Consider the following 24,957-nt stretch of genomic DNA (forward strand, 5'->3'; position numbering starts at 1 on the left):
CGTCAGCCGACCGGCCGGTGGTCCTCGCTCTTCAGCCAGTCGTCGAAGGTGATCCGGCCCTCGACGCGCTCACCGGTGCCGCGCAGCGAGCCGGAGGCCAGACCCCGGGTGTAGGTGCCGGGCAGCCGGACCTCCCAGACCTTGCGCTTGATGCCCTCGGCGGCGAGCTGGCGTCGCGCGACGTCGGCGAGCTGCTCGTCCCGCGGCCCCACCAGGTCGGTGGCCCGCCCCACGGGGCCGCCCTCGGCGACCGCCACGAGGTGCTCGCCCACCTCGCGCGCGGCGACGGGGCGCATCGGTGCCGTCGGCATGATCACGACGGGCCCCTTCTGGCTGGACAGGAGCTGCCCGACGAACTCGTGGAACTGCGCCGCGCGCGCGATCGTGTACGGCGCGTCGCCGGCCATGACGGCCCGCTCCTGCGCGATCTTGCCCGCGTAGTAGGAGGCGTCGATGTTGTCGATGCCGACGATCGACAGGGCCACGTGGTGGCCCACCCCCGTCGTCCGCTCCGCCGCGAGCAGGTGGTGCGTCGCCGTCTCGAAGAACCTGCGCGCCTTGCGCGCGAAGAACGTGGTGGTGTTGGTGACGTCGATGACGGCGTCCACGCCGGTCAGCGCCGCCGTCAGCCCCCGGCCCGTGGTGACGTCCACGCCGTCCGACCGCGACAGCACCACGACGTCGTGCCCGCGCTCGCGCGCCGCCGCGACGGTGTGCCTGCCGACGGTTCCCGTCCCTCCTGCGACTGCGATCTTCATCGTTCTTCCTCCGGTCCTTGCTCCATTGTGTCCCTGGAGGGTCGGGGCCGCGCTGCCCAGCCCTCCGACGTCCTGACGGGACAACCATCGAAAGTGTGAGGTCCGCCGCCCGGCCTCACACTCCGCGCGACTGCGTCGTCAAGGTGATGATGAACGAGAGATCACCCCACCGAACGCCGGGACCGTCCGTGACCGATCAGCCGGACCCCACGCTGGACGACGTGTTCGCCGAGCGCCGCCGCCTGCTGTCCCTGGCGTACCGGATGACCGGGACCCTCGCCGACGCCGAGGACGTCGTGCAGGAGACCTACGTGCGCTGGTACCGGCTCGAGGAGGCCGAGCGCGCCGAGATCCTCAACCCCGCCGGGTGGCTGACCCGCGTCGCCAGCCGCATCGCCCTCGACCTCCTGGCGTCGGCGCGCAGGCGGCGGGAGCAGTACATCGGACAGTGGCTGCCCGAGCCGGTGCCCGCCGACCTGTTCGACGGCACGGCTCCGCTCGACGGCACGGCCGACCCGCTGGAGCGGGTCACCCTGGACGACGCCGTCAGCACGGCGCTGCTCGTCGTCCTGGAGGCGATGACCCCCGCGCAGCGCGTCGCGTTCGTGCTGCACGACGTGTTCGCCGTCCCGTTCGACGAGATCGCGCGGATCGTGGGGCGGTCCCCCGCCGCCGTCCGGCAGCTCGCGACGGCCGGACGGCGGCAGGTCCGCGAGAACCGGACCGCCGCCGTGCCCCGCGAGGAGCACGACCGGACGGTCCGGGCGTTCCTGCGCGCCGCCCAGGCGGGCGACATGCAGCAGCTCATGCGCGTGCTCGCGCCGGACGTCCAGCTCCGCACGGACGCGAACGGCCTGGTCACCGCCGCGCGCAACGTCATCGAGGGCCCCGACCGGGTCGCGCGGCTGGTGCTCGGCGTCGACGCCAAGATGCCGGAGCTGACGCACCACCTGGAACCCACCGCCGACGGCCTGGGCGTCGTCTTCCGCACGGGCGAGGTCGTGACGGGCGTGATGACCCTGCACGTCGAGAACGAGCTGGTCACCGACGTGTGGATCATGCTCAACCCCGCCAAGCTCACCCACTGGCTCCCCACCCCGCACGAAGGAAACGACCATGACTGACCCCGCAACCGCAGCGCACGCACCGGCCGAGGCTCGGCCGGTGGGCCGCGTCCAGTACGGATCCCTGGTCGCGACCGTGATCATCGTCGGCTTCGTCGGGGCGTGGTCGTACTTCCTGCCGCAGGCCTACTACGACCACTTCCCGTCCGTGCTCGGCGAGTGGGTCTCCAAGGACGGCCCCTACAACGAGCACCTGGTCCGCGACCACGGCGCCATGTACCTCGCGCTCGGCGCGGCGAGCCTCTACGGGCTGTTCCGGCCCTCCCAGGTGGGCTGCCGGCTGCTCGGGATCGCGTGGACGGTCTTCGGGATACTGCACTTCGCGTACCACGTCACGCACCTCGGGCACCTGCCGACCGACGAGGCGATCGGTCAGGTCGTGGTGCTCGCCGTCGCGATCCTGCTGGCGATCGGGCTGCTGATCCCGGGCCGCCGCCCGCAATCGATTGCGGGCCCAGGGATCACCCGGGAATCCGGGCCTAGGGGGCAAAACAGCGCAAAGGGTTGACGATTCGCGGGATCGTTTGCAGACTCGTCCGCGGCATACCGACCAAAGGGGGTCGGATCCGACGACGGGAGCCGGCATGGCGAACGCGCGCGACGTGGCTCGGCTCGCCGGAGTCTCCGTCTCCACCGTCTCCCGGGCGCTGGCGCACCACTCCCAGGTCTCCGCGGTCACCCGCGAGCGCGTCACCGCGATCGCCGCGCAGCTCGGCTACCGGCCGCACACCCTGGCCCGCGGGCTGCGCCTGGGGCGCACGCACGTGCTCGGCCTGCTGGTGCCCGACCTGGAGAACCCGTCCTTCGCCTCGGTGACCAAGGGCGTGCACGCCCGCGCCCGGGCCGCCGGCTACGCCGTCTTCGTGGCCGACTCGGAGGAGGCCCGCTCCGCCGAGCCGACGCTCCTGGCGGAGTTCGCCCAGCGGGTGGACGGCGTGATCGTCGCCTCCCCCCGGTCCGACGACGAGACGCTGCGCCGGGCACTCGGCGAGCTGCCGCACGTGCTCGTCAACCGGGACGCGGTGGGGCTGCCCTCGGTCGACGCCGACGACGCCGACGGCGTGACCCAGGCCCTCGGCCACCTGCACGCCCTGGGCCACCGCACGGTCGCGGTGGCCGCCGGCCCGACCAGCTCCTGGTCCGGCACGCGCCGCGTCGAGGGGCTGCGCCGGGCCGCCGAACGGCTGGGCGACGTGACGCTCGTCGAGCTCGGCTCGTTCCGTCCCTACTTCTCCGGTGGCCTCGCGGCCGCCGACCACGCCGTGGCCAGCGGCGCCACCGCCGTCGTCGCCTTCAACGACCTCATGGCGCTGGGCATCCTCGACCGGCTGCGCGGCCGGGGCGTGCGCGTCCCCGAGGACATCTCGGTGGTCGGGTTCGACGACGTCGCCTTCGCCACGCTGGTCTCCCCCGCCCTGACGACCGTGCGCGTGCCGCACATCGGCCTGGGGCAGAGCGCGGTCGACCTGCTGGTGGGGATGCTCGACGACGCGAGCAGTGCCGCCGCGGGCAGTGCCGGCGCAAGCGACGCCGTGGCACACGAGCAGCTTCCCGTCGAGCTGGTGATCCGCGGCTCGTCGGGCGTCGTCCCACAGAAGTGATCTGCAGGCACGAGAGGAGCGCAAGATGTCACAACCCGGACAGAGAAGTCGAGGAGTGCGGCGCGACGGACTCCGGCACGACCCGCGCAGGCCCGCGGCCCGGGCCAGGAGGTGGTTCGCCGCGCTGGCGACCGGCGCCGTCCTGGCCGCGTCGCTGACGCCGGCGGCCGCTGCCCCGCTGGACACCGCGCCGGCGCAGACGCGACCCGCCGAGACCGCGACGGCCCAGGCAGCGGGCGGCTTCACGATCTACGACGGTCGCCGCACGTCGCCCGTCCTGATCGACGCCGCCTACGGCGGCGAGCACGGCGACCGCGACCACGCGCAGGTGCGCCGCGCGGTCCAGGACCTGCGGCAGGACGTCGCCATGGTCACCGGGGCGATCGACGCCGCCGACGTGCAGAGCCTGTTCGTCGACGACGAGGCCGCCAAGGAGGCGCGCCTCGCCGCCGCGGACCAGCGCAAGGTGCCGGCCCTGATCACCGGGGCCGGGCAGGAGAAGACCCCGATCATCGTCGGCCAGATCGGACAGAGCGAGCTCATCGACCAGATCGTGGCCGCCGGCAAGCTCAACGAGGCCGCGCAGATCGAGGGCGAGTGGGAGGCCTTCACGACCAAGACGGTCAAGCACCCCCTGCCCGGCGTCGAGAAGGCCCTGGTGATCGCGGGCAGCGACGCCCGCGGCACCATCTACGGCATCTACTCCCTCTCGGAGCAGATCGGCGTCTCGCCCTGGTACTGGTATGCCGACACCCCGGTCGAGCAGCGCGACGAGATCCGCGTGACGGACAAGGCGCTCGTGGACGACGGCCCGGACGTGAGGTACCGCGGCATCTTCGTCAACGACGAGGAGCGCACGGTCCAGTGGGCCAAGAAGAAGTTCCCCACCGGCGAGGGCACGCCGGACGTGAACTACTACCGGCACGTGTTCGAGCTGATGCTGCGCCTGCGGATGAACACGCTGTGGCCCGCGATGCACCTGGCCTCGACGGCGTACAACGCGGTCACGGACACCGGTCGCTACGACACGGGCACGCCCGTCAACGCCAAGGAGGCGGCGGCGTACGGCATCGTCTCGTCGTCGTCGCACGCCGAGCTGATGCTGCGCAACAACGAGGGCGAGTGGCGGCAGTGGTACGACCGCAACAAGGAGGCGCTCGACATCAAGGGCGCCGACGCCGTGGCGGCCTACGACTACTCGATCAACAAGCCGGCGCTCCTGGAGTACTGGCGTCAGCGCCTCGTGGCCAACAAGGACTTCGAGTCCATCCTGGCCCTCGGCGTGCGGGGCGTGCACGACAGCGACCCGGTGCTCACGCCCGGCAACCCGTACGGGTTCGACGACAAGGTCGAGATGGTGGGCGACGCCATCGTGGAGCAGCGCAAGGTCATCGAGGAGGTCTACGGCAGCGTCGACGCCGTCCCGCAGGTGTTCATCCCGTACAAGGAGATGGGCGATCTCTACAACGCGGGGCTCAAGGACTACATCCCCGACGACGTGACGCTGATGTGGGCCGAGGACAACCACGGCTACCTGCGCCAGGTGCCCACCGCGAGCGAGGCGGAGCGGTCCGGCGGCAACGGCGTCTACTACCACAACTCCTACTGGGGCGAGCCCAAGAGCTACCTGTGGCTCAACTCGGTGCCCATGTCCCTGATGGTGCAGCAGCTCCACCGGGCCTGGAACTCGGACGCGGGCCGGTACTGGATCCTGAACGTCGGCGACATCAAGCCCGGCGAGGTCAAGCTCGACCTGTTCGCCAAGCTGGCCTGGGACGTCGAGGGCTACGACGCGGACTCCATCGGCAGCAGGTTCCTGACCGAGCACGTGCGGCGCGACTTCGGCCTGGACCGGCGGACGGCGGACGTGGTCACCGACGCGCTGACCCGGTTCGACGCCCTGGAGAGCACCAAGCGCGCCGAGTCCTGGGGCGAGGCCGGGTCGTCCAGCGCCACCTCGGGCCGCATCCACGACGGGCAGGCGTTCCCCTTCAGCGCCACCTCGGACGGCGACGAGCTGCAGCGGTACGTCAACGAGGCGAACGAGCTGGTGCGCATCCTGGAGGGCGTCTCGGCGCGGCTCGACCCGGAGTACCGCTCGACCTTCTACCAGCAGGTGCTGTACCGGGTGCAGTCGTACCGGAACCAGGCCGAGCAGATCGGCTACTACTGGAAGAACCAGCTCGCGGCCGAGCAGGGGCGTTACGCCAGCGCGGGCAGCTACGAGCTGCTCTCCAAGCAGGCCCGCGAGCGCATCTTCGCCGACGAGGAGTACTGGGACACGATCAGCGACGGCAAGTGGGCCGACGCCATCGGCCACAGCCACCCCGAGGGTTTCCCGAACGAGGGCGCCGTGATGCTCGCCGACGACCGGTACGCCCGCGTGGCGACGCCGGCCGACGGCGTGGGCGCCGCCGCCGAGGGCAGCAGGGACGCAGGGGAGGGCACGCTGCGGTTCAGCGCGGCCGCACCCGACGACCAGCGGTTCCTCGACGTGTTCAACCGGGGCGACGTGTCCGAGCCGCAGCAGTGGGTCGCCGAGACCGACGCGTCGTGGATCAGGCTGTCCACGCGTTCGGGCACCACGGCCACGGAGCAGCGGGTCGTGGTGACGACGACGCGGCGGGCGGCGGCGTCCGGCACCATCCGGGTCTACGACGCCGTGGACGGGCGGAAGACCGGCGACCCGGTGGCGACGTTCACGGTCGAGGTGGAGCGGGCCGCCGTCGACCTGCGTCCCGGACGCGGAGAGCGCGGGCACCTGGAGACGAACGGGTACGTGGCGCTGGAGGCGGAGCACTTCGCGCGGAACGTCCCGGGCGCGGACGGCAGCCGGTGGTCCGCGGTGCAGGGGATCGGGCAGCGGGTCGCGTCGATGGGCTCGTACCCGGAGACGGCGGCCCGGGTCGACTCCGGCTTCGCGGACACGGCCCAGCTCCGGTACCGGGTGTACTTCTCCTCGACCGGGCGGTTCACGGGGAGCTTCTATCGCGTCCCCACGCTGAACGAGGGCTCCCTGGACGACGGCACGCGCCGCTCGGCGCGGACGGCGATCGGGCTGGACGACCAGGTACCCACGGAGGCGACGCTGCGCGGCAACTCGGTGGCCGGTACGAGCACCAGCGCCTGGGGCTTCAACATCATGCACGGCATCGAGCCCCTGGCGTTCACGGTCGACGTCGCCGAGCCCGGCTGGCACGACCTGGTGGTCTACCGCTCGGACGCCGCCATCCTGTTCGACCGGATCATCATCGAGACGCGGGACGGCGCGGCCGGCGACGGCCTGGTCGGACCGCCCGAGAGCCCGAACACCATCGCCCCGCGTGACCGGGCCGTCGTCGCGCCGCTGCCCGCCGGGCTCCCGGAGCTGCGGCGGCTGGCGGACGTCGACACCACGGTGGGCGCGTCCGTCACGCTGGACGGCGTGTCGGACGCGGCGACCGCGGAGTCCGACAACGAGACGGCGGCGTCGGCGGCGGTCTCCGGCGGCGCGGTGACCGTCACGGGCAACCGCGTCGGCACCGCGGAGCTGTCCGTCACGGCCGGCGACGGCACCACCTGGGTGGCCTCGGTGACGGTCGGGCGAGGCGAGGACGCGCCGTCCGGCGTCTACCAGGAGCGGGGCGGCCTGGTCGTGATGGACGCCGCCGACGCCCTGGCGGACGACGACGGCGCCGTCTCGGACCCGAGCAACAACGGGACGCACGACTGGGCGCTGGCGCGCAACGGCGTCCAGGTGGTCCCGCCGGCGAACAGCAGCGCGAAGGCGCAGTGGCTGGCGACGACCGCGGCCCAGGCCGAGGCGCTGTTCAACGCCGGCCCGACGGAGAAGGTGAACGGGGGCACGGCGGCCGGAACGCCGCCGCAGCTCGACCTCACCGTCGACGTGGCGACCGGCGGCACCTACTACCTGTTCGCCAACACGAGCCACCCCAACGACAACGCCGACTCGTACCACGTGCTGGTCGACGGCCGGTGGGCGTACTCGTCCGCCAAGAGCGGCCCCGAGACCGGGACCGACACCTGGTACGGCAGCACGGGCATCACCGGGTCCGCGCTGCGCCTCGAACCCGGCCGGCACACCATCTCGCTGGCACCCCGGGAGGCCGGGATCGTGGTCAACCAGATCGCCCTGACCACGGACAGCACGCCCGGGTTCTCGGGGTTCCAGCAGCCGAGCGTACGGAGCGGCTCCTGACGGGCTGAGGCTGGGCCGGGCTGGGCCGGGAAGCCTCACGCAGCCGGGTGGGTAACGGAGACGTAGCACCGCTACATCTCCGTTACCCACCCCCGGGGGACGACGTCTCCCCCGCACCCGCCCCGTCAGGCCAGGTGCCAGACCTCCTGCATGTCACGCCAGCCCTCGCCCGGCACGGCGTCCGTGCCGAACGCCGTCTGGCACGGGTCGGTGTGCGTCCACCACTCCTGGGTCACCGGGTCCTCCGCGATCCGGGCCATGTCGGCCGCGTGGTCCTCGCCGGTGTACTCGTAGTAGGCGAACAGCGTGTTCTCCAGCACGAAGATCGTGTAGTTGTGCACGTTGCAGGCCTGGAGCGTCGCCTCGACCTGCGGCCAGACGGCGGCGTGCAGGCGCAGGTACTCCTCACGCTTCTCGGGCACCACGTCGACCACGAGCCCGTACCGCTCGACATGCTGCTCTGCTTGTCGGTTCACGGGTCGGCACAGTACCAGGTACAGACGGCGACGCGGCTGGTCAGAGCCCGATGCTGACCGGCGCGCCGGGCAGCGTGCCCGACCGTTCGTCGGCGAGCAGCGCGGCGAGCAGAGACGGCAGGTCGCGGGGCCCGAAGAACTCGCCGTAGCCCGGGGTCTCCAGGTCGGCCCGCGACCACCACCGCGCGTCGACGATCCCCTCGGTGTCCGGGTGCCCCGGGGTGCCCGGCGCGAGGCCCGACGTCGGCTCGAAGGCCGCCGTGCGCACGAGGTAGAAGTCCTCGTGCACACCCCGGAAGTCGGACCGGGGCGCACCCGGGTAGGCGACCTGGCGGGTCCACACCGGGGTGAGCGGCCGGTCGTCGGGCACGACGAGCCCCACCTCCTCGAAGAGCTCGCGCCGCAGCGCCTCCTCCACGGTCTCGCCGTCCTCCACCCCGCCGCCCGGTCCGATCCAGACGGTGCCCACCTGGTCGATCGCGTGGGCGACGAGCAGGATGCGGTCCTCGGCGTCGAGAACGAGGCCCCGGCACTGCTGGCGCAGCGGGAGCAAGAGGTCAGGGCGCGGAGGGTTCGGGAGCGGGGGCATCGGCGGACCGTATCGCGGGGCAGCGGGCGCGGCCAGGGCATTCCGGGCTCGGCCACCCGCCGTCGTCCCTCACCCGGCCCCGACCGGCCGCGGTCCCTCCGCGAGGCGACGCCGGTACGCGGCCGGGCTGACGCCGAACGCGCGCGTGAACGCCGTGCTCAGCGCGAACCCGCTGGAGTACCCGACGCGCTGGGCCACGGCGTCGAGCGTGAGCGAGCGGTCCACGAGAAGGTCGCGCGCGAGCGCGAGCCGCCAGCTCGTCAGGTACCGCAGCGGGGGCGTGCCGACGCGCTCGGTGAACCGCGCGGCGAGGGTCGCGCGGGAGACGGCGGCCCGCCGGGCGAGGTCCGCGACGGTCCAGGCGCGCTCGGGCTCGGCGTGCATCGCCCGGAGCGCCGCGCTCACCGCAGGGTCGCCGATCCCACCCACCCAGCTGGGCCCGGCGGGCGGGTGCGCGGCGGTCCAGGCGCGGATCGACTCGATGGTCACCACGTCGACCAGGCGGTCGAGCACCACGCTCTGGCCGAGGTCGTCGCGCGCGATCTCCCGCGCCAGGTGGCCGACGAGCGCCGGGTCGAGCGCGCCCGCCTCGACCACGGCGGCGTCGGGCAGCACCTCGGTGACGAACCGCCCGACGCTGCCGATGTCGGCGTAGGAAGCGACGATCATCCGGTCCGGGCCGTCGGGGTCGTTGCCCCAGTGCCGCAGCCCGTGCGCGAGGGCCAGGTCGAGCGGGGCGCCGTCCGGCGTGACGCAGCGCTGGCCGGGCTCGATGATCGCGACCGTCGCGCTGCCCGCGGCGTCGGCCACGCGGTAGGGCAGCGGGCCACGGACCAGCGCGACGTCACCCGTGCGCAGCTCGTGCACCGCGTCGCCGGCCTCCAGCAGGCCGCCGCCCGAGGTGGCGATCACGACCGTGAGCGCGGCCTCGTCCTCGACCCGGACCGCCCAGGGCGCGCGCATCGACATCAGCAGCGTGAAGGCTCCCTCGGCGTGCGGGTGCGCGAGGAGTTGCGACAGCGGATCCATCCGCCCACCCTAGACGCTGGAACATGAGACGCAGATTCTGAGCCATTCAGAGTCCAGGCTGGCGACGCTTCGATGGACCCATGACTACTTCAGAGACCACCGCACGGACCACCGCCACGACCACCGCTCCGATCCTCGTCACCGGCGGCACCGGCCGCACCGGCCGCCGCGTCGCCGACCGGCTCCGCGCCCAGGGCCACCAGCCCCGCATCGCCTCGCGCTCCGGCGCCGCCCCCTCGGGCGCCCCTTCGGCCGCCCCCTCGGCCGTCCCCTTCGACTGGCACGACGACGCCGGCTGGGACGCCGCGCTGGACGGGACCTCCGCCGTCTACGTCTGCTACTCCCCCGACCTGGCGCTGCCCGGCGCCGACGCGGTGATCGACGCGTTCACCGCGCGCGCCGTCCGGCACGGCGTCGAGCGCATCGTCCTGCTGTCGGGCCGCGGGGAGGACGGCGCGCGGGCCTGCGAGGACCTCGCCCTCGCCGCCTCGGCCGCCACGACCGTGGTGCGCTGCTCCTGGTTCCAGGAGAACTTCAGCGAGCACTTCCTGCTCGACGGCGTGCTCGACGGCCGCCTCGCCGTCCCGGCCGACCAGGTGCGCGAGCCGTTCGTCAGCCTGGAGGACGTCGCCGACGTCGCCACCCTCGCGCTCACCAGCGACGCCCACGCCGGCGAGGTCCTGGAGCTGACGGGCCCCGAGGCCCTGACGTTCACCGAGGTCGCGCACGCGCTGAGCGCCGCGACCGGTCGGACGGTCGAGCACGTCCCGCTCACACCCGCCGACTTCGTCGCCGAGCTCACCGCCGCGGGCGTGCACCCCGAGGAGGCCGAGGGCCTCGCCTGGCTCTTCCAGGAGGTGCTCGACGGGCGCAACACGCCGACCACGGACACGGTCGAGCGCGTGCTCGGGCGGCCCGCGACGCCGTTCGACGCCTTCGCTCGCCGGGCCGCGGCGTCGGGCGCCTGGACGCTCCCGGCCTGAGGCCGACACGCCGGCAGCAGCGGCGCGGCGGCTCAGTGGTGGTGCCCGTGCCCGTCAGTGGGCACCACCGGCGTCGCCCCCGGCCGGGTCCACTGCGGCGTGGGCCGGCTGGTCGGTCCCCAGGTGGCCTCGCCGTCGGCGTCGGTGGCCCAGTACCAGCACGAGGTGTGGCCCGCGGGCCAGCCGTCAGGCACGTCCTCCCAGGTCTCGCCGCGGCCGTACGGCGTCATGTCGAGCAGCCCGAAGATCCCGGCGGCCAGCTCGTTGCCCCGGCCCGTGGTCCGGTAGGTGAGGTAGACGCGGTCGCCGTCGCGCAGGAAGGAGGCGATGTGGCCCATGTCGACGCCGAGGGGCGCGGGCAGGTCGCGCACCGAGTACCAGGGCTCGGTGTAGCCCATGAACTCCACGAAGGGGGCCACCTCGGCCCAGGGCCCCTCGGTCAGCATCGCGAAGGAGACGCCGCGGGCGCGGAGGTAGGGGGCGGACTGCTGGATGTGCCAGGAGTTCATGGTGCAGCCGGGGCACTGCCCGCTGATCGGGTCGCCGTCGTGCCACATGTGCTGGTAGACCACGAGCTCGTCGCGCCCCTGGAACAGGTCGGCGAACGGCACCGGGCCGTCGGCACCGGTGACCGGGACGGTGCCGTCGAGCTCGAACATCGGCATCCGACGGCGGGCGGCCGCGAGCGCGTCGCTCGCGCGGGTGTGCGCCTTCTCCAGGGCCAGGAGCTCGTCGCGGGCGGCCTGCCAGGCGTCCCGGTCGACGACGGGCGGACGGGCGGGAGCGCTGGTCGTGCTGGTCGCGACAGGCGTCTCGGTCATGGTGTCCTCCGGAGGCTCGGTTCGGGCGCACCGGACGAGCGCCTCGAACTTCCGACGACGACGGGGCACCGGACTCATCGCCAGAGTGTGTTGCTCTGGGTCGACACTGTCGACACAGAGCAACACACTCCGCAGACCAACCGTTTCCCTGGAGCCCCCGCGCCGGCTCTGCGAACACCCAGCCGAACCGCCGAGCGCCCGACAGGACTCCTCAGCCGGACGGCTCCGCCCGGCGCTCCGCAGCCGCAGACCGGCTCGTGCGCAGGTGCTCGCGGGCGAGCCGCGCGGCGACGTCGGCGTCCCGGTCGCGCACGGCGTGCAGCAGCGCCCGATGCTCGTCCGCGATGCCTGTCAGGTCGGAGTGCTGGGCCAGGAGCCACCGCACGCGGCTGGCGGTGACGGCATGCAGCTCGGCGAGCACCGGGTTGCCCGCCGCCGCGACGACCGCCTCGTGGAAGTCCGCGGCTGCCCGCCGTGCCGCCGGGGCGTCACCGCGCCGCGCGGCGGCGTCCTCGCGCTCCCACGCCTCGGTCAGGGCGGCGAGCTGCTCGGCGGTGCGCCGCTGCGCGGCGAGCCGGAACTGCGTGGGGTCGGTCGCCTCGCGCACCTCCTGCAGGTACGCGACGTCGGCGTCGGTGAACTCCCGCACGACGGCCCAGGTGCGCGGGCGCGGCGTGACCAGGCCCTCCGCGACGAGCGCGCGCAGGGCGTCCCGCACCGGGATGCGGCTCACGCCCAGCTCCGCGGCGAGGTCGCGCTCGACGAGCCGGCTGCCCGGCGCGCGCGTGCCGTCCACGATCTGCTCGCGGACGGCGCGCGCGACCCGCACCGACTCGGGCTCGAAGTCGCCGTCCGGCGGCATGCTCATGGGCGCCATCCTGCCAGGAAACCGAAATGGGATACCATTTTGCGCCGCCGCCTGCCCCACCGAGGAAGGAACCCTCATGAGCATTACCCCCGTCACCGTCCTGCGCGACGTGCGCCCATGGGGCGGCGAGCGCAGCGACCTGCACATCGCCGACGGCGTGATCACCGCCGTCGTCCCCCACGACCCGGCGGCGGACGGCGCCGCCCGCGACTCCGACGGCAGCACGGCCGGCGGCATGGTCGCGAGCGCGCCCGGCGTCGTCGACGGCGGCGGCCTGCTCGCGCTGCCCGGCCTGGTCAACGCGCACGCGCACGTCGACAAGTCGTGGTGGGGCAAGCCGTGGGTGAGCTACGGCGGGGAGCCGGGCACGCAGGGCCGGATCGCGCACGAGCGCGCGCACCGCGACGAGCTCGGCATCCCGGGCGTCGACGTGACGCTGGCCGTGCTGCGCGAGTCGGTCCGCACCGGCACCACCGCCGTCCGCTCGCACGTGGACGTCGACCTGGGCGTGGGGCTGCGCGGCATCGAGGTGGTGCGTGCGGCCGTGGCCGCGCTGGGCGGCGCCGTGCACGCCGAGATCGTGGCGTTCCCGCAGGACGGCGTGCTGCGCCGCCCGGGCGTGCTGGACCTGCTCGACCAGGCGGCGGCCGCGGGCGCCGAGCACATCGGCGGCCTGGACCCGGCCTCGATCGACCGCGACCCCGTGGGCCAGCTCGACGGGCTGTTCGCGATCGCGGAGCGGCACGGCGTGGGCATCGACGTGCACCTGCACGACGGCGGCGAGCTGGGCGCCTTCCAGATCGAGCTGATGATCGACCGCACCCTGCGCACCGGCCTGCAGGGCAAGGTGAACGTGGCGCACGGCTTCGCCGTCGGCCAGCTTGCCGGCACCCGGCAGGCCGACCTCGTCGCGGCGATGGGCGACGCGGGCATCACGATGACCACGGTGGCGCCGATCGGCGCCGCTCCCCTGCCGCTGCACGCGCTGCGCGCCGCGGGCGTGGCCGTCGGCCTGGGCACGGACGGCATCCGCGACCTGTGGTCCCCGTACGGCACCGGGGACCTGCTCACGCTGACCACGCAGCTCGCGCGCCTGTCCGGTTTCCGCCGCGACGAGGACCTGGTCACCGCGGCACGGATCGCCTCCGCGGACGCCGCCCGGTTCGTCGGCCGCGCGACGCACGACCTGGTCGTCGGCGCGCCCGCCGACGTCGTGCTGGTCGACGCCCAGAACGTGCCCGACGCCGTGGTCCGCGCCCCGCGCCGCGCCCTCGTGATCGCGGCCGGCCGCGTCGTGGCCCGGGACGGCGAGGTCCTGGTCTGACATCGAGTTCGGCACGACCCCCGCATTGATCGAACCAATCGCCCCCTCAACACCGTCACGACCTTGACCGGCAGCGCCCCCGTCCGTAGATTGCAGGCATTTCATCGGATGTTTGCGAAGGAGCGGCATGGCCACGATCACCGGAGTGCGCGTCGAGGACGTGCGGTTCCCGACGTCGGCCACGGCCGACGGCTCGGACGCGATGAACAAGGACGCCGACTACTCGGCGGCGTACGTCGTGCTGGAGACCGACGCGCCCGACCCGGCCGGCACCGACCCCGCCGGTTCGGGCGGGACCCTGGGCGGCTACGGCCTGACGTTCACCATCGGCCGGGGCAACGACATCGTGGCCGAGGCCGCACGGCAGCAGGCCGCGGTGCTCGTCGGCCGCGACGTCGACGAGCTCGCCGCGGACATGGGTGCCGTCTACCGCGACCTGACCGCCGACAGCCAGCTCCGCTGGCTCGGGCCGGAGAAGGGCGTGGTGCACCTGTCGCTGGCGGCCGTGCTCAACGCCGCCTGGGACCTGGTGGCGCGCCGCGCGGGCAAGCCGCTGTGGCGCCTGCTCGTGGACATGGCGCCGGAGCAGCTCGTCGACGTCGCCGACCTGCGCTACCTCTCCGACGCCCTGACCCGCGACGAGGCGCTGGCGATCCTGAAGGCCCGGGAGCCGGGGAGGCAGGAACGGCTGGCCCACCTGGAGCGCACCGGCTACCCCGTGTACACGACGTCGGCCGGCTGGCTCGGCTACAGCGACGACAAGCTGCGCCGGCTGTGCCAGGAGGCCGTGGACGCCGGGTACCAGCACGTGAAGCTGAAGGTCGGGGCGGACCTGGCCGAGGACGTCCGGCGGCTGACCATCGCGCGCGAGGTGCTGGGCCCGGACCGCAACCTGATGATCGACGCCAACCAGGTGTGGGACGTGCCGCAGGCCATCGAGTGGATGAGCGAGCTGGCACGGTTCGACCCGCTGTGGATCGAGGAGCCCACCTCGCCCGACGACATCCTGGGGCACGCCGCGGTGCGCCGCGCCGTCGCGCCGATCGGGGTCGCGACGGGCGAGCACTGCCACAACCGGGTGATGTTCAAGCAGCTCTTCCAGGCCGAGGCGATCGACTACTGCCAGCTCGACACCGGCCGGCTCGCGAGCATCAACGAGATCGTCGCCGTGCTGCTGCTCGCGGCGAAGTTCGGCGTGCCGGTGTGCCCGCACGCGGGCGGCGTCGGCCTGTGCGAGATGGTGCAGCACGTCTCCGTGCTGGACTACGTGGCGATCGGCGGCGACCTCACCGGCCGCGTGACCGAGTACGTGGACCACCTGCACGAGCACTTCACCGACCCGTGCGTCGTCGCGGACCGGGGCGCGGGCACCGCGTACGTGCTGCCGTCCCGGCCGGGCTACTCCACGCAGATGTACGAGGAGTCGCTGGACCGGTTCCGGTTCCCGCACGGGACGTACTGGGTGGGAGATGCGCCGGTGCGGGATACGCCTGTGCGGGATACTTCTGTGCGGGATACTTCGGGGCATGTCCCGCACTGACGAGGTCGTCGACGGCATCCGCAGGATGATCCTCGACGGCAGGCTGCGACCCGGCGACCGCCTGCCGGTCGAGAAGGACCTGGCCGACGAGCTCCAGGTCTCCCGCGGCTCCCTGCGCGAGGGCGTGCGCGCGCTGTCGATCCTCGGCGTGCTGCACACCCGGCAGGGTGACGGCACGTACGTCACCAGCCTCGACCCCGCGCGCCTGCTCTCCCCCATGGCCCTGGTCCTCGACCTGCAGGACGAGGGCGCCATGCCCGCGTTCCACAGCGTCCGCCGCGTCCTGGAGACGGAGGCCGCGGGGCTGGCCGCGACCCGGATGCCCGACGACGCACTCGCCGAGGCCCGGGCCGTCCTGGACCAGGTGTCCGAGGTGCTGGACGGCGCGGAGGTGGACCACGACCGGTTCATCGAGGTTGACATCGCGTTCCACCGCGTGATCGCGGCGCACACCGGCAACCCGGTGCTGGAGGCGCTGATCGAGTCGTTCGCCGGCCGCACCGTGCGGGCGCGCCTGTGGCGCGTGCTGCACGCCGAGGGCATCGAGGCGCGCACGCACGGCGAGCACGAGGCCATCTGGCGTGCGCTCGCCGCGCGTGATCCCGAGGCCGCCCGGATCCGGATGGCGGCCCACCTCCTGGGCGTCGAGGACTGGCTGCCGAAGCCGGAGAACCTGGACGAGGAGCCCTGAACTCGAACAGGACGCGCGCGTCCTTGCACGATCCTCTCGCCTCCAGGTGAGAGCCCCAAGTCCTGTGCTGAAATCGTGGCATGTCGCTGGACGAACTTCGCGAGCTGCTGGACAGACACGTGCGCCCGGATCAGACGACCGCCATCGACGGCGTCCGGATCTGCAGGTTCGACCGTGACATCCCACCGGCGTCCTCGATGTCCGGCACGGTGCTGGCGGTCGTCGCCCAGGGCACCAAGCGGCTGGCCCTGGGGGACAGCATCCATGAGTACGGCGCCGGGCAGTACCTCGTCGCCTCGGTCGACCTCCCGGTGACGGGGCACGTCGTCGACGCCACTCCGAGCCACCCCACGCTCGGCTTCGGGATGACCCTGGAACCTGCCGCCGTCGCCGAGCTGCTGCTGCAGGCAGGACCGAGGGACCTGCCGCAGTCCTCCGACGCCGCGCGGCCGGGAATCACGGTCAGCGCCGCCCCGGAGGAGCTGCTCGACGCCATCGTGCGGCTGCTGCGCCTGCTCGACCGGCCACGGGACCGGCAGGCACTGGTCCCGCTGGTCAAGCGCGAGATCCTCTGGCGGCTGATGACCGGGGAACAGGGTGCGGTGGTGCGCCAGCTCGGGCTCTCCGACAGCAGCATGGCCCACATCCGGCGCGCCGTGCGGTGGATCCGGGAGAACTACGCCAGCCCGTTCCGGGTCGAGGACGTCGCGCGGCTCTCGGGGATGAGCGTCTCCGCCTTCCACCGAAACTTCCAGGAGGTGACGGCGATGAGCCCGATCCAGTTCCAGAAGCAGATCCGGCTGCAGGAGGCGAGGTTGCTGTTGGTGAACCGTCCGAACGACATCACAGGTGTCGGCCATCGGGTCGGATACGACAGCCCGTCCCAGTTCAGCCGGGAGTACCGGCGCCAGTTCGGTGCCCCACCCAGCGTCGACGCGGTGCGTATGCACGACGAGGCTGACCCAGCTCCTGCCGCACTGCCGTGAGAGCCGCCTGAACCAGCTGGCCTGACCGAAGAGAATCGTGCAACTGACCGAGAGGATCTTGCTGGCTCGGCACCTGCGACGTTGCTTTCATGGAGTTACCGGAGGATCCGGGGCGATGAACACGACGCAGGAGGCGGGACAGATGAACGACGCCGTCGTCCGTGCCCTCGACATCGGGCCGGACTCCTCGGCCGCCGAGCGCACGATCGACATCACGACGCTGGGCCGGCGCAGCGGCGTCCACCGTCGCATCGAGATCTGGCTGCAGCACGTCGACGGGCGCTGGTACCTGAGTGGCACCCCCGCCCGCCGGAGCTGGTACGCGAACCTGCTCGCCGACCCGCGGCTCACGGTGCATCTCAAGCACGGCGTCACGGCGGACCTGCCCGCGACCGCGGTGCGGGTCGATGACGATGCGACACGGCGGCGAGTCATCACCGCGGTCCTCGACATCCAGGACCTGCCCGAGATGGCGGCCCGGGGCATTCCGCGCCAGCGCTTCGACCTCTGGTACGCGCACAGCCCGCTCGTCGAGATCGTGTTCGACGACGAGCGACTGCGGGAAGCGTCCTCGACGCATTCCTGAGCGCCCGAGACAGGTCATCGACAGAACGCCTCCGAGGGCGCGCTGGATCGTCACCGCCGTCGAGAACTCCCTGCGCCGCCTGCAGACCGACCACCTCGACCTCTACCAGGTGCACCGCCCCGACCCGGCGACCGACGTGGAGGAGACCCTGTCGGCCCTGTCCGACCTGATCCGCAGCGGCCCGCTGGCCCAGGGTCTGCTCACCGGCCGGATCCGCAAGGGCGGGCAGAACAGCACCCACAGGTCCGACCTCATGCCGGGGCACTTCGACCACGAGCGCAAGCTCGACGTCGTCGAGCAGATCGTCCCCCTCGCCGAGCAGGCCGGTCTGCCCATGACCCACCTCACACTGGCCTTCGCCGTCGCGCACCCGGGTGTCACGTCGGCGATCATCGGGCCGCGCACCATGGAACAGCTCGACGACCTGCTGGCCGGCGCCGACGTCACCCTGGACGACGAGATCCTCGACCGGATCGACGCAATCGCCCCGCCCGGTACCGACATGGGTGGCAACGACGTGGCCTACACCCCGCAGGCCGTCTCGAGCGTGGACCTGCGTCGCCGACCGGTCGCCCAGCGCTCCGCTGCCTGACCCAGCGAGCGTCGTGCTCCGGGTCGTGGGCGCGACGGTTGCGACCTTGCGTCCGTCTCAGGCGCAACGATCGCGCCCACGACCAGCTACTCGTAGAGCACCGCGGCGATCTCCTCGTCGTCGATGTTCGTCTCGTCGTACCAGTAGAAGCCGGAGTCGATGACGGGCTCGACCTCCTCGCCGTCGATCGCGGCGACGGCGGCCTTCACCGTCTCGTAGCCCATCTTGATCGGGTCCTGGGTGATCGCCCCGGCCATCAGCCCGTCGCGGATCGCGTCCGTCTGCGCCTTGCCCGAGTCGAAGCCGATCACCGTCAGCTCGCCCGCCTTGCCGGTCTCCTGCACCGCCTTGACGACGCCGATCGCCGACCCCTCGTTGGTGCCGTAGATGCCCTTGAGGTCGGGGTGGGCCTGCATGATCGCCTTCGCGGCGTCGGCCGACTTGAGCTGGTCGCCCGCGGCGTACTGGGTGTCGACGATCTCGATGTCCGGCGCGTTCTCCTCGATGTACTGCGTGAACCCCTCGACGCGCTGCTGCCCGGTCTGCGACGTCTGGTCGTGCCCGACGATCGCGATCTTGCCGCTGCCGACCAGCTCGGCCATGTGCTTGGCCGCCTCGGCCGACGCGGCGAGGTTGTCCGTGGACACCGTGGTCACGGGCACGTCCGAGTCCACACCCGAGTCGAAGGCGATGACGGGGATCCCCCGCGACTGCGCGTCCGTCATCATCGGGATGGACGCCTCGGAGTCGAGGGCCGCGTAGCCGATCGCGTCCGGGCTCTTGTCCAGCGCCGTCTGCAGCATGGTGAGCTGCTTCTCCACCTCGGTCTCGGTCTCCGGCCCCTCGAACGTGACCTCGACGTCGAGCTCGGCCGCGGCGTCGTCGGCGCCCTGCTTGACCGCCTGCCAGAACTGGTGCTGGAAGCCCTTGGACACCAGGGCGACGTAGGGCTTGTCGCCCGTCCCGGGCGCCCCGCCTGCCGAGCCGCCCGAGGCGCACGCCCCGAGGGCGAGGACGGCGACGGACGCGGCAAGGGCCGCGAGCCGCCTGCGCGTGCTGCTGCTGCTGTTCATCCGGGTCCAGCTCCTTCGGTGGTCGGGTAGAACGGTTCGAACGTGAAACGTCGGTCGGTGGAACGTCGGTCGGGTGGAACGTCGGTCAGGCTTCCTTGCCGCGCCGCAGCATGTCGGCGTACACCGCCAGCACGATCACGATGCCGACGGCGACCTTCTGCCACTCCTGCGGGATCGACATGATCCGCAGGCCGTTGGTGAGCGTCGCCATGATCAGCGCGCCGATGACGGTGCCGAGGATCGTCGCCTTGCCGCCGCGCAGCGAGGTGCCGCCGATGACGACGGCCGCGATGGCCTCCAGCTCGTACCCCAGCCCGAGGCCGGGCTGCGCGGAGTTCAGCCGGGACGCCATGACGACGCCCGCGAGGCCCGTGAACAGCCCCGCCACGACGTAGATGACCACCTTCCAGCGCCGCACGTCGACGCCAGAGATCGCCGTCGCCTCCTCGTTGGAGCCGATGGAGAGGGCATAGCGCCCGGTGAGCGTCTTGCTGAGCGTCACGCCCGCGAGCACGGCGGCCACGAAGAAGATGAGGACGGCGTTCGGCAGCCCCGGCAGCAGCTCGCCGCCCGCGAGCTGGCCGAACCCCGCCACGTCGCTGAAGTAGATGGGCTTGGTGCCCGAGATGACCAGGGAGAGCCCCTGCGCCACCATCATCATCGCGAGCGTGGCGATGAACGGCGGCAGCCGCAGGTACGCGACGTTCAGTCCGTTGAGCAGGCCGATCAGCGCCCCGATCGCGAGCCCGCCCAGCACCCCGACGACGAGCGGCAGGCCGAGGTTGGCCAGGAACACCCCGGTCATCACCGAGCACAGCGTCATGCCGGTGCCCACCGACAGGTCGATCCCGCCCGTCGCGATGACGAGCGTGGCGCCCAGCGCCATGATCCCGGTGACGGCCGTGGCCAGCAGGATGCCCTTCACGTTGGCCCAGTCCAGGAAGTACGGGCTGGCCACCGAGAAGAACACGAAGATGACCACCAGCCCGCCGAAGGCGAGGAGCTGCTGGAGCTGCTGGCGGTTGCCGAACCCGTTCTTGCCCAGCCTGGCTCTGCCAAGGATGGTCGTCGTCATGCGTCGCCTCCGGTCGTGACGAGCGAGCGGTCGGCACCGAACCGCGTCGCGAGCTCCATGATGTGGTGCTGGGTCGCCTCGGCATTGGCGAGCGTGCCGGTGACCCGGCCCTCGCACATGACGACGATCCGGTCGGCCAGCCGCAGCACCTCCGGCAGCTCCGACGAGATGACGACGATCGACTTGCCCTGCGCGGCCAGGCCCGTGAGCAGCGTGTAGATCTCGTCCTTGGCCCCGACGTCGATGCCGCGCGTGGGCTCGTCGACGATCAGCACGTCGCAGTCCCGCACCAGCCACTTGGCGAGGACCACCTTCTGCTGGTTGCCGCCCGAGAGGTTCTTGGCCCGCTGGGTCACCGACCGCGTCCGGATCGAGAGCCGGTCCACCATCTCGGCGGCGACCCGGCGCCCGTCGGCGTCGCGGACGAAGCCCCCGCGCGTCAGCCCGGGCAGCGACGACAGCATCACGTTGCGCACCACGTCCTGGTCCAGCAGCAGGCCGTAGCGCTTACGGTCCTCCGAGAGGTAGCCGATGCCGTGCCGGACGGCGTCGGCGGGGCTGCGCACCGTGACCGGCCGCCCGGCCACCTCGACCACGCCCGTGGACCGGTCCGCCCCGATGATCGCGCGGGCCACCTCGGTGCGGCCGGCGCCCATGAGCCCCGCGAGGCCGAGGATCTCGCCGCGGTACAGCTCGAAGGACACGTCCTTGAGGAGCGAGCGGGTGCTCAGGCCGCGGACCGCGAGCGCCACCTCCCGTGGGGCCGTACCCGGCGAGGTGCCGGACGCCGGCGCGGCCGGCCGCACCCCGGTCGCGAGCTGCCGCCCCACCATGGCGGCGATGACGTCCCGGGTCTCGGTGGTCGCCGTGGGCAGCGTGTCCACGTACCGGCCGTCGCGCAGCACCGTGATGCGGTCGGAGATCTCCTTGATCTCGTCCATCCGGTGCGACACGTAGATGACGCCGGTGCGCGGCGAGACGAAGTCGCGCACGATGCGGAACAGCGTGGCGACCTCGGTCTCGGTGAGCGCCGCCGTCGGCTCGTCCATGATGAGCACGCGGGCGTCGAACGAGAGGGCCTTGGCGATCTCGACCATCTGCTGGCCGGCGACGCTCAGGTGCGCCACGGGCTGGCGCGGGTCCAGCGGGATGCCGAGCCGGTCGAAGAGCTTGCTCGCACGGCGCTCCAGCTCGTCGTCCCGGATGAGCAGCCCGGCGCGCCGGGGCTCTCGGCCGATGAAGATGTTCTGCGCGACCGTGAGGTCGGGCATGAGGTGGAACTCCTGGTGGATCACGCTGATGCCGAGCTCGTTGGCCTGCCGGGGGCCGGCGGGGCTCATGGGCGCGCCGTCGAGCTCCATGCTCCCTGAGTCGGGCCGGTGGATCCCGGACAGCAGCTTGAGGAGCGTGGACTTGCCCGCCCCGTTCTCGCCGACGAGCGCCAGCACCTCGCCGTGCCGCAGGTCGAGGTGGACGTCGTCGAGCGCGCGCACCCCGAGGAAGGACTTGCTGATCCCCGTGGCACGGAGAAGTGCCGGGCTGTCCGTCACGTGAGCTCCCTTGCGTACGTGCCTTGCGTCCGACCGCTCGCATCCAACCAGCTGGCATTCAACCGCTGGCATTCAACCGCAGACATCGGATGCATCTCAAGGCTTTACGCAAGATTCCTGCGAATTTGCCCCGTTCGACAGGAGATTGGCGCAGATAGATCGGACGTTTACCGCCCAGTCAGCTTCCGGCGTCGGGCACTGTGTCCGGTACCGCGGCCGGCGCGGCCTCCGGCACCGCGTCCGGAGCGAGCAGCCCGGCGTCGGCGAGCGCCTGCCACAGGTCGTCCGGCACCCGCACCGCCGCCCGCTGCGCGGCCTGCACCGCGTGCCCGGGCTCCCCGAGCCCCACGACGGTGCTGACCACCGCCGGGTGGGTGCGCACGTAGGCGAGCGCCGCCTGGGGCAGCGTGACCCCGTGCTCCTCGCACACCGCGGCGATGCGCCGGGCGCGGTCGAGCGGCCCGGCGGGGACGGGCGCGTAGTCGTAGGTCGCGTCCGACGGCGGCCGGTCGTGCGCCAGGAGCCCCGAGTTGTAGACGGCGGCCGCGACGACCGCCACGCCGCGCTCGGCCGCGGCGGGGAGCAGGTCGGCCAGCGCGGGCTGCTCCAGGAGCGTGAACCGCCCGGCGCACATGACCACGTCGACGTCGGTCTCGCGCACGAACCGGGTCAGCATCGCGGACTGGTTCATCCCGGCGCCGATCGCGCCGACCATGCCCTGGTCGCGCAGCTCCACGAGGGCGGGCAGCGCCTCGTGGGCGGCCTGGGCCCAGTGCGCGTCGGGGTCGTGCAGGTAGACGACGTCGAACCGGTCCAGGCCGGTGCGCTCCAGGCTGGCCTCGACGGAGGCCAGCACGCCGTCACGGGAGAAGTCCCAGACCCGGCGCGCGGTGGCGGGCACGTCGAACATCTCGGGGTCGGTGCGGTCGGCGGTCTCGGGCGACGGGACGAGCAGTCGTCCGACCTTCGTGGAGACCACCACCTCGTCGCGCGGCCGGGTGCGCAGGTAGGCGCCCAGCCTGCGCTCGGACAGGCCGAGGCCGTAGTGCGGCGCCGTGTCGAAGTACCGGATCCCGGCGTCCCACGCGGCCTCGAAGGTCGCGCGTGCCGCCTCGTCCGTGGTCGCCCGGTACAGGTTGCCGGCCGGGGCGGCACCGCACCCGAGCGTGGTGAGCCGGACGCCGGTGGCGCGTACCTCGGTGGTCAGCATGTGGGGTCCTCCTCGACGGCACCGGCGAAAACATCAGATGTATAGCACGCCGATCCCCGGAGCGGATCCCCCAGCGGCTGCTCGGTCGGCTCGCGCGAGGCACAATGCAGGATGACCACTGACGAGAACCCCCCGGTCGACGTCAAGCCCCGCTCCCGTCAGGTGACGGACGGCCTGGAGGCCACCGCGTCGCGCGGCATGCTCCGCGCCGTCGGGCTGGGTGACGACGACTTCGCCAAACCGCAGATCGGCGTCGCGAGCTCCTGGAACGAGATCACGCCCTGCAACCTCTCGCTGGACCGGCTCGCGAAGGCGAGCAAGGAGGGCGTGCACGCCGCGGGCGGCTACCCGCTGGAGTTCGGCACCATCTCCGTCTCGGACGGCATCTCGATGGGGCACGAGGGCATGCACTTCTCGCTCGTGTCCCGCGAGGTGATCGCCGACTCCGTCGAGACCGTCATGCAGGCCGAGCGCCTCGACGGCTCGGTGCTGCTCGCCGGCTGCGACAAGTCGTTGCCGGGCATGCTCATGGCCGCCGCCCGCCTGGACCTGTCCAGCGTGTTCCTCTACGCCGGCTCGATCATGCCGGGCTGGGTCAAGCTGACGGACGGCACCGAGAAGCAGGTCACGATCATCGACGCCTTCGAGGCGGTCGGCGCGTGCTCCCGCGGGCTGATGAGCCAGGAGGACGTGGACCGCATCGAGCGCGCGATCTGTCCCGGCGAGGGCGCCTGCGGCGGCATGTACACGGCCAACACGATGGCGTCGGCGGCCGAGGCGCTCGGCATGTCGCTGCCCGGCTCCGCGGCGCCGCCCGCCGCCGACCGCCGCCGCGACACCTGGGCGCACCGGTCGGGCGAGGCCGTGGTGAACCTGCTGCGCCAGGGCATCACGGCGCGCGACATCCTGACCAAGGAGGCGTTCGAGAACGCCATCGCCGTCGTCATGGCGTTCGGCGGGTCCACCAACGCGGTGCTGCACCTGCTCGCCATCGCGCACGAGGCCGAGGTGGAGCTCACCCTCGACGACTTCTCCCGCGTCGCCGACCGCGTGCCGCACCTGGGCGACCTCAAGCCGTTCGGGCAGTACGTCATGAACGACGTCGACCGGATCGGCGGCGTGCCCGTCGTGATGAAGGCGCTGCTCGACGCCGGACTGCTGCACGGCGACGCCCTGACCGTCACGGGCCGCACCATGGCCGAGAACCTCGCCGACATCGCGCCGCCGGACCCGGACGGCAAGATCCTGCGCGCGATGGACAACCCGATCCACCGCACCGGCGGCATCACGATCCTGAACGGGTCGCTGGCCCCGCAGGGCGCCGTCGTGAAGTCGGCGGGCTTCGACTCCGACGTGTTCGAGGGCACCGCGCGCGTGTTCGAGCGGGAGCGGGGCGCACTCGACGCGCTGGAGGACGGGACGATCCAGGCCGGCGACGTCGTCGTCATCCGCTACGAGGGGCCCAAGGGCGGGCCGGGCATGCGCGAGATGCTCGCCATCACGGGCGCCATCAAGGGCGCGGGCCTCGGCAAGGACGTGCTGCTCATCACCGACGGCCGCTTCTCCGGCGGCACGACCGGCCTGTGCGTGGGGCACATCGCGCCGGAGGCGGTCGACGCCGGGCCCATCGCCTTCGTGCGCGACGGCGACCGCATCCGCCTCGACGTGGCGAGCAAGACGCTCGACCTGCTGGTCGACCCGGCCGAGCTGGAGGCCCGCACCGCGGGCTGGGCCCCGCTGCCCCACTCCTACCAGCGCGGCGTGCTCGCCAAGTACTCGAAGCTGGTCCAGTCGGCGTCGAAGGGGGCGGTGCTCGAATAAGGCGGGCTGGGAGCAGGCGGCGCCCACACTGCGGACCAGGTCGTTGCCGAGGCTAACTATCT

22 protein-coding genes are annotated in these 24,957 nt (G+C 72.5%); 12 read left to right on the plus strand and 10 right to left on the minus strand.

The window, feature by feature from the left end:
• Positions 1 to 2: 2 nt before the first annotated feature.
• Positions 3 to 758: an SDR family oxidoreductase gene (locus ACIPN7_RS12900; RefSeq protein ID WP_400542298.1), complete on the minus strand. Its 756-nt coding sequence runs from the start codon at positions 756 to 758 to the stop codon at positions 3 to 5.
• A 188-nt stretch (positions 759 to 946) separates the two neighbouring features.
• Here ACIPN7_RS12900 and sigJ point away from each other — a divergent pair, with 188 nt between their 5' ends.
• The 4 genes from sigJ (at position 947) to ACIPN7_RS12920 (ending at position 7,681) form a co-directional block, all read left to right on the plus strand.
• Positions 947 to 1,882, plus strand: a complete 936-nt coding sequence (sigJ, locus tag ACIPN7_RS12905; RefSeq protein ID WP_400542301.1) for an RNA polymerase sigma factor SigJ — start codon at positions 947 to 949, stop codon at positions 1,880 to 1,882.
• Entirely contained in the window at positions 1,875 to 2,390 is a 516-nt protein-coding gene (locus ACIPN7_RS12910) for a hypothetical protein (RefSeq protein ID WP_400542304.1), read from the plus strand. The genes sigJ and ACIPN7_RS12910 overlap by 8 nt, the downstream gene beginning before the upstream one ends.
• A 76-nt stretch (positions 2,391 to 2,466) precedes the next feature.
• Positions 2,467 to 3,483, plus strand: a complete 1,017-nt coding sequence (locus ACIPN7_RS12915; RefSeq protein ID WP_400542307.1) for a LacI family DNA-binding transcriptional regulator — start codon at positions 2,467 to 2,469, stop codon at positions 3,481 to 3,483.
• A 25-nt stretch (positions 3,484 to 3,508) separates the two neighbouring features.
• Positions 3,509 to 7,681 carry a glycosyl hydrolase 115 family protein gene (locus ACIPN7_RS12920; protein ID WP_400542310.1) on the plus strand — a complete coding sequence of 1,391 codons (4,173 nt, stop codon included), beginning with the start codon at positions 3,509 to 3,511 and terminating at the stop codon, positions 7,679 to 7,681.
• 125 nt (positions 7,682 to 7,806) lie between these two features.
• On the opposite strand, the gene ACIPN7_RS12925 is transcribed toward ACIPN7_RS12920, so the two are convergent.
• The 3 genes from ACIPN7_RS12925 to ACIPN7_RS12935 all read right to left on the minus strand — a co-directional run bounded on the left by ACIPN7_RS12925 (position 7,807) and on the right by ACIPN7_RS12935 (position 9,775).
• Positions 7,807 to 8,157, minus strand: coding sequence for an L-rhamnose mutarotase (locus ACIPN7_RS12925; protein ID WP_400542313.1), 351 nt, complete (start codon positions 8,155 to 8,157; stop codon positions 7,807 to 7,809).
• Positions 8,158 to 8,197: 40 nt separating this feature from the next.
• The gene (locus tag ACIPN7_RS12930) at positions 8,198 to 8,746 is read right to left on the minus strand and encodes an NUDIX domain-containing protein (RefSeq protein ID WP_400542316.1); all 549 of its coding nucleotides are present in this window, start codon (positions 8,744 to 8,746) and stop codon (positions 8,198 to 8,200) included.
• 69 nt (positions 8,747 to 8,815) lie between these two features.
• Positions 8,816 to 9,775 (minus strand): cupin domain-containing protein, encoded by a 960-nt coding sequence (locus ACIPN7_RS12935; protein ID WP_400542319.1) that lies wholly within the window; start codon positions 9,773 to 9,775, stop codon positions 8,816 to 8,818.
• Between the two features lie 80 nt (positions 9,776 to 9,855).
• On the opposite strand from ACIPN7_RS12935, the gene ACIPN7_RS12940 reads away from it, so the two are divergent.
• Positions 9,856 to 10,758: an NAD(P)H-binding protein gene (locus ACIPN7_RS12940; protein WP_400542322.1), complete on the plus strand. Its 903-nt coding sequence runs from the start codon at positions 9,856 to 9,858 to the stop codon at positions 10,756 to 10,758.
• Between the two features lie 32 nt (positions 10,759 to 10,790).
• On the opposite strand, the gene ACIPN7_RS12945 is transcribed toward ACIPN7_RS12940, so the two are convergent.
• Positions 10,791 to 11,579, minus strand: coding sequence for a DUF899 family protein (locus ACIPN7_RS12945; RefSeq protein ID WP_400542325.1), 789 nt, complete (start codon positions 11,577 to 11,579; stop codon positions 10,791 to 10,793).
• Between the two features lie 211 nt (positions 11,580 to 11,790).
• Entirely contained in the window at positions 11,791 to 12,447 is a 657-nt protein-coding gene (locus tag ACIPN7_RS12950; protein WP_400542328.1) for a GntR family transcriptional regulator, read from the minus strand.
• A 76-nt stretch (positions 12,448 to 12,523) separates the two neighbouring features.
• On the opposite strand from ACIPN7_RS12950, the gene ACIPN7_RS12955 reads away from it, so the two are divergent.
• From ACIPN7_RS12955 to ACIPN7_RS12980, 6 genes are all read left to right on the plus strand, one after another.
• Entirely contained in the window at positions 12,524 to 13,771 is a 1,248-nt protein-coding gene (locus ACIPN7_RS12955; RefSeq protein ID WP_400542331.1) for an amidohydrolase, read from the plus strand.
• Between the two features lie 127 nt (positions 13,772 to 13,898).
• The gene (locus ACIPN7_RS12960; RefSeq protein WP_400542334.1) at positions 13,899 to 15,311 is read left to right on the plus strand and encodes an enolase C-terminal domain-like protein; all 1,413 of its coding nucleotides are present in this window, start codon (positions 13,899 to 13,901) and stop codon (positions 15,309 to 15,311) included.
• Positions 15,298 to 16,002, plus strand: a complete 705-nt coding sequence (locus ACIPN7_RS12965) for a FadR/GntR family transcriptional regulator (protein WP_400542337.1) — start codon at positions 15,298 to 15,300, stop codon at positions 16,000 to 16,002. The genes ACIPN7_RS12960 and ACIPN7_RS12965 overlap by 14 nt, the downstream gene beginning before the upstream one ends.
• Before the next feature lie 80 nt (positions 16,003 to 16,082).
• The gene (locus ACIPN7_RS12970; RefSeq protein WP_400542340.1) at positions 16,083 to 16,988 is read left to right on the plus strand and encodes an AraC family transcriptional regulator N-terminal domain-containing protein; all 906 of its coding nucleotides are present in this window, start codon (positions 16,083 to 16,085) and stop codon (positions 16,986 to 16,988) included.
• Between the two features lie 115 nt (positions 16,989 to 17,103).
• Complete coding sequence (locus ACIPN7_RS12975; protein ID WP_400542343.1) at positions 17,104 to 17,574, plus strand: nitroreductase/quinone reductase family protein; 471 nt, start codon at positions 17,104 to 17,106, stop codon at positions 17,572 to 17,574.
• A gap of 46 nt (positions 17,575 to 17,620) precedes the next feature.
• Positions 17,621 to 18,166, plus strand: coding sequence for an aldo/keto reductase (locus ACIPN7_RS12980; protein ID WP_400543243.1), 546 nt, complete (start codon positions 17,621 to 17,623; stop codon positions 18,164 to 18,166).
• Between the two features lie 86 nt (positions 18,167 to 18,252).
• Here the strand turns inward: ACIPN7_RS12980 and ACIPN7_RS12985 are convergent, their stop codons facing one another.
• The 4 genes from ACIPN7_RS12985 to ACIPN7_RS13000 all read right to left on the minus strand — a co-directional run bounded on the left by ACIPN7_RS12985 (position 18,253) and on the right by ACIPN7_RS13000 (position 23,074).
• Complete coding sequence (locus ACIPN7_RS12985) at positions 18,253 to 19,239, minus strand: ABC transporter substrate-binding protein (protein ID WP_400542346.1); 987 nt, start codon at positions 19,237 to 19,239, stop codon at positions 18,253 to 18,255.
• A gap of 85 nt (positions 19,240 to 19,324) precedes the next feature.
• Positions 19,325 to 20,314, minus strand: a complete 990-nt coding sequence (locus tag ACIPN7_RS12990) for an ABC transporter permease (RefSeq protein ID WP_400542349.1) — start codon at positions 20,312 to 20,314, stop codon at positions 19,325 to 19,327.
• Positions 20,311 to 21,864 (minus strand): sugar ABC transporter ATP-binding protein, encoded by a 1,554-nt coding sequence (locus ACIPN7_RS12995; protein WP_400542352.1) that lies wholly within the window; start codon positions 21,862 to 21,864, stop codon positions 20,311 to 20,313. Before ACIPN7_RS12995 ends, ACIPN7_RS12990 begins: the two co-directional genes overlap by 4 nt.
• A 178-nt stretch (positions 21,865 to 22,042) precedes the next feature.
• Positions 22,043 to 23,074: an aldo/keto reductase gene (locus ACIPN7_RS13000; RefSeq protein WP_400542355.1), complete on the minus strand. Its 1,032-nt coding sequence runs from the start codon at positions 23,072 to 23,074 to the stop codon at positions 22,043 to 22,045.
• A 111-nt stretch (positions 23,075 to 23,185) separates the two neighbouring features.
• Here ACIPN7_RS13000 and ilvD point away from each other — a divergent pair, with 111 nt between their 5' ends.
• Positions 23,186 to 24,895, plus strand: a complete 1,710-nt coding sequence (gene ilvD, locus ACIPN7_RS13005) for a dihydroxy-acid dehydratase (protein ID WP_400542358.1) — start codon at positions 23,186 to 23,188, stop codon at positions 24,893 to 24,895.
• Positions 24,896 to 24,957: the final 62 nt, after the last annotated feature.

Origin of the sequence: Promicromonospora sp. NPDC090134 (assembly GCF_044746965.1) — a bacterium.
Taxonomy (GTDB): domain Bacteria; phylum Actinomycetota; class Actinomycetes; order Actinomycetales; family Cellulomonadaceae; genus Promicromonospora.